This is a genomic window from Streptomyces marokkonensis (genome assembly GCF_039539045.1).
Taxonomy (GTDB): Bacteria; Actinomycetota; Actinomycetes; order Streptomycetales; family Streptomycetaceae; genus Streptomyces; species Streptomyces marokkonensis.
In genome coordinates this window covers 1-8,460 of record NZ_BAABCQ010000240.1, presented here as the reverse complement: position 1 = coordinate 8,460, position 8,460 = coordinate 1, and the positions used below count along the sequence as shown (strand labels likewise).

The 8,460-nt window shown below is 72.6% G+C and carries 2 protein-coding genes; both read left to right on the top strand.

Translation table 11 applies throughout. The features are described 5' to 3' along the window. The coding region (locus ABEA26_RS33525) for a type I polyketide synthase (protein WP_425587944.1) at positions 1–6,899 on the top strand (6,899 nt) is incomplete at its 5' end. A 48-nt stretch (positions 6,900–6,947) separates the two neighbouring features. Continuing rightward, positions 6,948–8,460: type I polyketide synthase (locus ABEA26_RS33520; RefSeq protein WP_345597499.1), on the top strand; the 1,513-nt coding region annotated here is incomplete at its 3' end.

The following is an 8,460-nucleotide window of genomic DNA, read 5'->3' as shown; positions in this document are numbered from 1 at the left end:
CGTACTTCGCCGGCACGGGTGCCCGCCGCGTGGATCTGCCCACCTACGCCTTCCAACACCAGCAGTTCTGGCCGCAGCGGCAGGCCACCGCTTCGGTCGTCGCCTCGGCCGATCCGGTGGACGCCCGGTTCTGGGAGGCCGTCGAGCAGGGAGACCTGGCGGCGCTGGTCGGCACGCTCGGCTTCGAGGACGAGACGCGGGTGACGCTCGGCGACCTGCTGCCCGTGCTGTCCGCGTGGCGGCGGCAGCGGCGGGACGCGTCGAAGGTCGACGGCTGGCGCTACCGCATTACCTGGAAGCCGCTGACGCTTCAGACGGACACCGGAATCGGCGGGACCTGGCTGCTGGTCGTGCCTGACGCCGGAGCCGACGAGGCGGCGGCCGTCGGTCGGGCGCTCTCCGCAAGTGGTGCCGAGGTCGTGAGGGTGTCCGTCACGTCATGCGGTGCCGACCGCGTTGAGCTCGCCCGGGCGCTGCGCCAAGCGCTGCCCGAGGGCCGGCCGGTCGACGGCATCGTGTCGCTGACCGCGCTCGACGAGGCACCCGACCACACCCACCCGACGCTCCCCGGCGGTGTCGCCGCCCTGCTGGCTCTGATGCAGGTCCTGGTGGAGCAGGGCGTGGACGCTCCGCTGTGGTGCGTGACGCGCGGCGCCGTGTCCATCGGCAGGTCCGAATCGGTCTCTGGAGCGATACAGGCACAGACCTGGGGCCTGGGCCGGGTTTTCGGCCTGGAGCACCCCGACCGCTGGGGCGGGTTGATCGACCTTCCCGGGGAGCTGGAGGCGCTGGACGCACGTGCCTGGTCGAGGCTGCCGGGCGTCCTCGCGGACCCGGCCGGCGAGGACCAGGTGGCGCTGCGTTCGGGCGGCGTGTTCGGACGCCGTCTGGTCCGGGCCCCGGAGGGTGACGAGCAGACGTCCGAGCCCTGGCGCCCGCACGGCACGGCCCTGATCACCGGAGGAGTGGGTGCACTCGGCGCCCACACCGCGCGGTGGCTCGCCCGGGCCGGCGTGGAGCATCTGGTGCTCACCAGCCGGCGCGGCGCGGAGACGGCAGGTGCCCTCGAACTCGAGGCCGAACTGACCGCGTCGGGCGCCCGGGTGACGATCGCGGCCTGCGACGTCGCCGACGGCGAGGCACTGGCCGAACTCGTCGCCCGCGTGCAGGAGGCGGACGGCAGGCCCATCCGCACGGTGGTCCACGCCGCGGGCGTCACCACACAGGCGGGGCTCGCCGACGCGGACCCGGCCGCCTTCGCCGACGCCCTCGCAGCCAAGGCGATCGGCTCCGCCAACCTCGACGCGCTCTTCGGTGCCGACACCCGCGACTCGCTGGACGCCTTCGTCCTCTTCGCCTCCGGCGCCGGTGTGTGGGGCGGTGCGGGACAGGGGGCCTACGCCACCGGCAACGCCTACCTCGACGGCCTCGCGGAGCACCGGAGGGCCCGCGGCCTGACGGCCACGTCGATCTCCTGGGGCGGCTGGTCCGGAGGCGGCATGGCCGTGGGCACGGCACAGGAGATGCTCGCCCGCCGCGGACTCGGTGGAATGGACCCGGAACTCGCGGTCGGCGCCCTGGTCCAGGCGGTCGGCACGGGGGTGACCTGCCTGACCGTCGCGGACGTCGACTGGACGTTGTTCGCACCCGCCTTCACCCTGGCGCGCCCCAGGCCCCTCATCGATGACATCCCCGAAGCCGCCGAAGCCCTGCGGGCGCCGGAGGGCGACGGCGCGCGCGGACGGGACGTCGCGGAGGCACTGAGCGAGCGGCTCGCCGCGCTGCCGACGGCCGAACGCGACCGGGCTCTGCTCGACCTGGTCAGGGCGGAGGCCGCGGCCGTGCTCGGCCACCCGTCACTCGCCGCCGTCGCCCCGGACCGGGCCTTCAGCGAGCTGGGCTTCGACTCGCTCACCGCCGTCGAACTCCGCAACCGCCTGAACGCCGCCACCGGCCTGACCCTCCCCACCACCCTCGTCTTCGACCACCCCACATCGGACGACATCGCCCGGCGCCTCCTCGCACCTCAGCTCGGCGCCGCCGACCCGACCGCGGAAGCGGCCGGGGAGACGACGGACCCACGGTCGGCGCACGCCGATGAGCCCATCGCCATCGTCTCCATGGGCTGCCGGTACCCGGGCGGCGTCCGGACGCCGGAGGACCTGTGGCACATGGTGGCATCGGGCGGCGACGGGATGAGCGAGTTCCCGCACGACCGTGGCTGGGACATGGACCGGCTGTACCGCGGCGAGCATGGGCAGCCCGTCACCACCCAGGCCCACGAGGGCGGGTTCGTCCACGACGTCGCGGAGTTCGACGCCTCCCTCTTCGGCATCTCACCCCGCGAGGCCCTGGGCATGGACCCGCAGCAGCGGTTGCTCCTGGAGACCGCCTGGGAGACCTTCGAGCGCGCCGGGATCAGCCCCGCATCGGTACGCGGAAGCCGTACCGGCGTGTTCACCGGCACCAACGGCCAGGACTACGCGACGGTGCTGCTCGGCTCGCCCGACGCCGGGGCGGGTTCCCTCGCGACGAGCAACGCGGCCAGCGTCGTGTCGGGCCGCCTCTCGTACACGTTCGGCCTGGAAGGCCCGGCGATGACGGTGGACACGGCGTGCTCGTCGTCCCTGGTCGCTGTGCACCTCGCGGCGCAGACGCTGCGGTCGGGAGAGTGCGCCATGGCCCTGGCGGGTGGCGCCACCGTGATGTCGACCCCCGCGGCGTTCATGGAGTTCAGCAGGCAGGGCGCGCTGGCCACGGACGGTCGGTGCAAGTCCTTCGCGGAGGCGGCGGACGGCACGGGCTGGGGTGAGGGCGTGGGTCTGCTGCTCCTGGAGCGCCTGTCGGACGCCCGCCGCAACGGCCACCAAGTGCTGGGGATCGTGCGCGGTTCCGCCGTCAACCAGGACGGCGCGTCCAACGGCCTGACCGCGCCCAACGGCCCGTCCCAGCAGCGCGTCATCCGCCAGGCCCTCGACGGAGCGGGCCTCTCACCCGCACAGATCGACGTCGTGGAAGGCCACGGCACCGGCACGACCCTCGGCGACCCCATCGAGGCACAGGCGCTCATCGCGACATACGGCCAGGACCGTCCGGAGGACCGCCCCCTGCGGCTGGGCTCGTTGAAGTCGAACATCGGCCACACACAGGCCGCCGCCGGCGTCGCGGGTGTCATCAAAATGGTCATGGCGATGCGCGAAGGCGTACTGCCCCGGACCCTGCACGTCGACGAGCCGTCCTCCCACGTGGACTGGTCGGAGGGCACCGTCGAGCTGCTCACGGACTCGGTCGACTGGCCGGAGACGGGCGAACCGCGGCGCGCCGCGGTGTCGTCGTTCGGCGTCAGCGGCACGAACGCGCACGTGGTCCTGGAGCAGGCTCCGGAGGAGGAGCCGGCCGCGGCCGCGGCCCCGGTGGCGCTTCCGGTGGTGCCGTGGGTGGTGTCGGGGCGTTCCTCGGGGGCCTTGTCGGCGCAGATGGAGCGCCTGCGGTCGTTCGTCGCGGAGCGTCCTGGAGGGTCTGAGCCGTCGCCGGCGGATGTGGGCTTCTCGCTGGTGACGTCGCGTGCGGTGCTGGAGCACCGGGCGGTGCTGATCGGTGAGCGGACCGTTCAGGGCTCGGTGTCGCCGGGGCGGGTGGGGGTGCTGTTCTCGGGTCAGGGGTCGCAACGAGCGGAGATGGGCCGAGAGTTGTACGGCGCGTACCCCGTCTTCGCGGATGCGTTCGACGCGGTGTGCGCGGAGCTGGACCGGCACTTGGACCGGCCGCTGCGCGAGGTCGTCCTCGACGGCGGCGACCTGCTGGATCAGACGCAGTTCACGCAGGCGGGTCTGTTCGCGCTGGAGGTTTCACTCTTCCGTCTGGTCGAGGAGTGGGGTGTGAAGCCCGACTTCCTGCTGGGTCACTCGGTTGGTGAGTTGTCGGCTGCCTGCGTGGCCGGCGTGCTGTCGCTGGAGGACGCTGCCGCTCTTGTGGCGGCCCGGGGCCGTCTGATGCAGGCGCTCCCGGCGGGCGGCGCGATGGTGTCGCTCCAGGCGACGGAGGACGAGGTGCTCCCGCTGCTGGCCGACAGTGTCTCGATTGCCGCCCTCAACGGGCCGTCCGCAACCGTGATCTCGGGTGACGAGGCGGAGGTCTTGCGGATCACCGCGCACTTCGAGGGCGAGGGCCGTAAGACGAAGCGTCTGCGGGTCGGTCACGCCTTCCACTCGCCGCGTATGGACGCGATCCTCGAAGACTTCCGCAAGGTCGCGGAGCGACTGACCTTCAACGCCCCGCAGCTGGCCATCGTCTCGGACGTGACGGGCGCGGTTCTGTCGGCGGAGGAGGTGCAGGATCCGGAGTACTGGGTGCGTCACGTCCGCGAGGCCGTCCGTTTCCTGGACGGCATCCGCACTTTGGAAGCGGAAGGTGTGACGGCGTTCCTGGAGCTGGGTCCGGACGGTGTGCTGTCCGCGATGGCGCAGGACTGCGTCACCTCCGACTCCGGCGAGATCACCTTCGTACCGGCCCTTCGCAAGAACCGCGAGGAGCCGGAGAGCCTGCTCACCGCCCTCGCCGAACTCCATGTACGCGGCAAGGCGGTCGACTGGCAGGCGTACTTCGCCGGCACGGGCGCCCGCCGCGTCGACCTGCCCACCTACGCCTTCCAGCACGAGCGCTACTGGCCGAGGGCCGCGCCCGTACCGGTGGCCGTCCCGGCGGACGGTGGACTGGACCCGGTGGGCGCCGAGTTCTGGGGCGTGATCGAGCGTGGCGACGTGGACGAGCTGGCCAGGACCCTCGACCTCGCGGTCAGCGGAGAGTCCTCCCTGGCGAGCGTGCTTCCCGCGCTCTCCAGCTGGCACCGCAAGCGCAGTGAGGACTCGGCCGTCGCCGGATGGCGGTACCGCGTGGTGTGGCAGCCGCTCCCGGATGCGGGCCCCCAGGCCGCCTCGGGCGCCGCGGCCGCGCCGAACACTCCCTTGCTGAACGGAACATGGGTGCTCGCGGTGCCCGAGGCGGATACCGCGGGCACTGCCCAGGCCGACTGCGCGACGGCGCTCGGCGAGCACGGCGCGAACGTGATCGTGCTCCCCGTGGACGGCGGCGGGGACACCGTCAAGGACCTCGCCGAGCGGCTCGGCGCAGCGGTCGCCGAGCCGGGGACGCTCTCCGGAGTGCTGTCGTTGCTCAGCTTCGACGAGCGGCCGCACCCCGTGCACGGTGCGCTGCCCGTCGGTTCGTTCGCCGTTCTGGCCCTGCTGCGCGCGATGACCGAACTGGGTCTCGAGGCGCCCCTGTGGTGTGCCACGCGGACCGCCGTCTCGGTACGCCGCTCCGACGTCCTCGCGCGGCCGGCGCAGGCCCAGACGTGGGGGCTCGGGCGGGTCGCTTCGTTGGAGCACCCGAAGTTGTGGGGAGGTCTGGTCGACCTGCCGGAGCGGGTGGACGCGACCGCGCTGACCCGCCTGGTGTCCGTTCTCGCGCGTACCGACCACGAGGACCAGGTGGCCGTGCGCGAGACCGGTGTGCTCACCCGGCGCCTGGTGTCCGCTCCGCTCGACGGGCCGGTGCCTGTCAAGCCCTGGAAGCCGTCGGGCACGGCGATCATCACCGGAGGCACCGGCGTGCTCGGCGGCCATGTCGCGCGGTGGCTCGCCGTCAATGGGGCCGAGCACGTCGTCCTCACCAGCCGCAGCGGTGGCAAGGCCGCAGGCGTTGGCGAACTGGCCGTCGACATCGAGAAGTCGGGCGCCAGGGTAACCGTCGCGGCGTGTGACGTGACCGACCGTGCGGCGGTCGCCGCGCTCCTGGCGAAGCTCGCCGCGGACGGCGACGTGGTGCGCACTGTCGTGCACGCCGCCGGAGTCGGCGTGCTCGCTCCCCTGGCGGTGACGGACGACGTCCTCTTCGCGGACATCGCGTCCGCCAAGGTCGCCGGGGCCAGACACCTGGACGAGCTCCTCGACCGGGAGAGTCTCGACGCGGTCGTCTACTTCTCGTCCGTCTCGGCGATCTGGGGCGTCGGCGACCACGGCGCCTACGCGGCGGCCAACGCCTACACGGACGCCCTCGCTGAGCAGCGCAGGGCCGAGGGCGTGCCCGCCCTGTCGGTGGCGTGGGGCCCGTGGGCCGGCGGCGGCATGGTCAGCGACGACGCGAAGATCCTCCTCGACCGCCAGGGCGTGCGGCTCATCCAGCCGGAGACGGGCATGACCGCGCTGCGGCAGGCCCTGGAGAACGACGACACGTCCGTGGTGGTGGCCGACGTCGACTGGGAGCGCTTCGCGCCCGTCTTCACCATGGCCCGCGAACGCCCCCTGATCGGCGACATTCCGCAGGTGAGGGCGGCGGTCGCGGCCCCGGACACGAGCCGGGCCGAGGAGACGGGCGAGGCACACACGCTCCGTGCTGAACTGACCGTCCTGGCCGAGGCCGACCGGGAACGGCTGCTCCTCGACCTGGTGCGAGAGCACGCGGCGACGGTGCTCGGGCATGCGACGCCGGACGGCGTCGAACCGGGCCGGGCCTTCCGCGAACTCGGCTTCGACTCGCTCACCGCGGTCGAACTGCGCAACCGGCTCGACGCCGCGACCGGCCTGCGGCTGCCCGCGACCTCCGTGTTCGACCATCCGACGCCGGCCGCGCTCGCCCGCCACCTGCAGACGGAGACCCTGCGGGACACGGAGGGCGATCTGCCGCCCGGCACCGAACTCGACCGCCTTGAACAGGTCCTCGCCGCCCGCGCACATGACGACATTGGGCGCCTACGGGTGGTCATGCGCCTGGAGTCCCTCCTGTCCAGGCTCAACGAGGCCCACGGGCCGACGGACCGGACGGACGCCGCGGACAGGCTCGAGTCCGCGACGAACGAGGAGCTGTTCGACCTGATCGACAACGACCTCGGGATCTCTTGACGTGACAAGCACGAACTTTCCTGCACGACTCACGGGAGCGATGTACTGATGGCGGATGAAGAGAAGCTGCGCGATTACCTGGCACGGGTGGTCGCCGAGCTCCAGCAGACGCGCCAGCGGCTTCGCCTTGCCGAGTCGGAGGAGTCGGAGCCGGTCGCCATCGTCTCGATGAGCTGCCGCTACCCCGGTGACGTGCGCTCCCCGGAGCAACTGTGGGAACTGGTGGCGTCCGGTGGCGACGCCGTCGCGGAGTTCCCCACGGACCGCGGCTGGGACCTTGAGAAGCTGTACGACCCCGACCCGGAACACGTAGGCACCTCCTACGCTAACCAGGGCGGATTCCTCTACGACGCCGCCGAGTTCGACCCGGGCCTCTTCGGGATCAGCCCGCGTGAGGCGCTGGCGATGGACCCGCAGCAGCGGCTCCTCCTGGAGACCACCTGGGAGGTGCTGGAGCGCGCCGGCATCGACCCGCTCTCCGTGCGCGGTACCCGAACCGGCGTCTTCATCGGAGCCTCCACCCAGGGCTACGGCATCGGCGCCGGGGCCGCCGCCCCTGGCGGGGACGCGCACGCCCTGACCGGCGACGCGGCATCCGTCCTCTCCGGACGAGTCTCATACACGCTGGGCCTCGAGGGCCCCGCGGTGACGGTCGACACCGCGTGCTCGTCGTCGCTGGTCGCCGTGCACTGGGCGATCCAGGCCCTGCGCTCGGGCGAGTGCACCCAGGCCGTCGCCGGCGGCGTCACCGTCATGTCCAACCCCGGCGTCTTCGTGGAGTTCTCCCGGCAGCGGGGCCTCGCCATGGACGGCCGGTGCAAGGCGTTCGCGGAGGCGGCGGACGGCACGGGCTGGGGCGAGGGCGTGGGCCTGCTGCTCCTGGAACGTCTCTCGGACGCCCGCCGCAACGGCCACGAGGTGCTCGCGGTTGTCCGGGGTTCGGCGATCAACCAGGACGGCGCGTCCAATGGCCTGACCGCCCCCAACGGACCGTCTCAGCAGCGCGTCATCAGCCAGGCGCTGTCCGGGGCCCGGCTCTCCCCGACGCAGGTCGACGTCGTCGAGGGACACGGCACGGGTACGACGCTGGGCGACCCCATCGAGGCACAGGCACTGCTGGCCGCCTACGGCCAAGAGCGCCCCGAGGGCCGGCCGCTGCTGCTCGGCTCGATCAAGTCGAACATCGGTCACACGCAGTCCGCCGCCGGTGTCGCGGGCGTCATCAAGATGGTCATGGCGATGCGCCACGGTGTGGTGCCCCAGACGCTGCACGTGGACGAACCGTCCTCCCACGTGGACTGGTCGGCAGGAGCTGTTGAGCTGGTCAGCGAGCCAGTGACCTGGCCGCAGACGGGCGAGCCGCGCCGTGCGGGCGTGTCGTCCTTCGGGATCAGCGGCACGAACGCCCACGTGATCGTCGAGCAGGCGCCGGAGGTGGAGGAGCCGCAGGCGGCCGGGGAGCCGACGGCGTTGCCGGTGGTGCCGTGGGTGGTCTCGGGACGCTCCGAGGCGGGGCTGTCGGGGCAGGTGGAGCGGCTGCGGTCGTTCGTTGCCGAGCGTC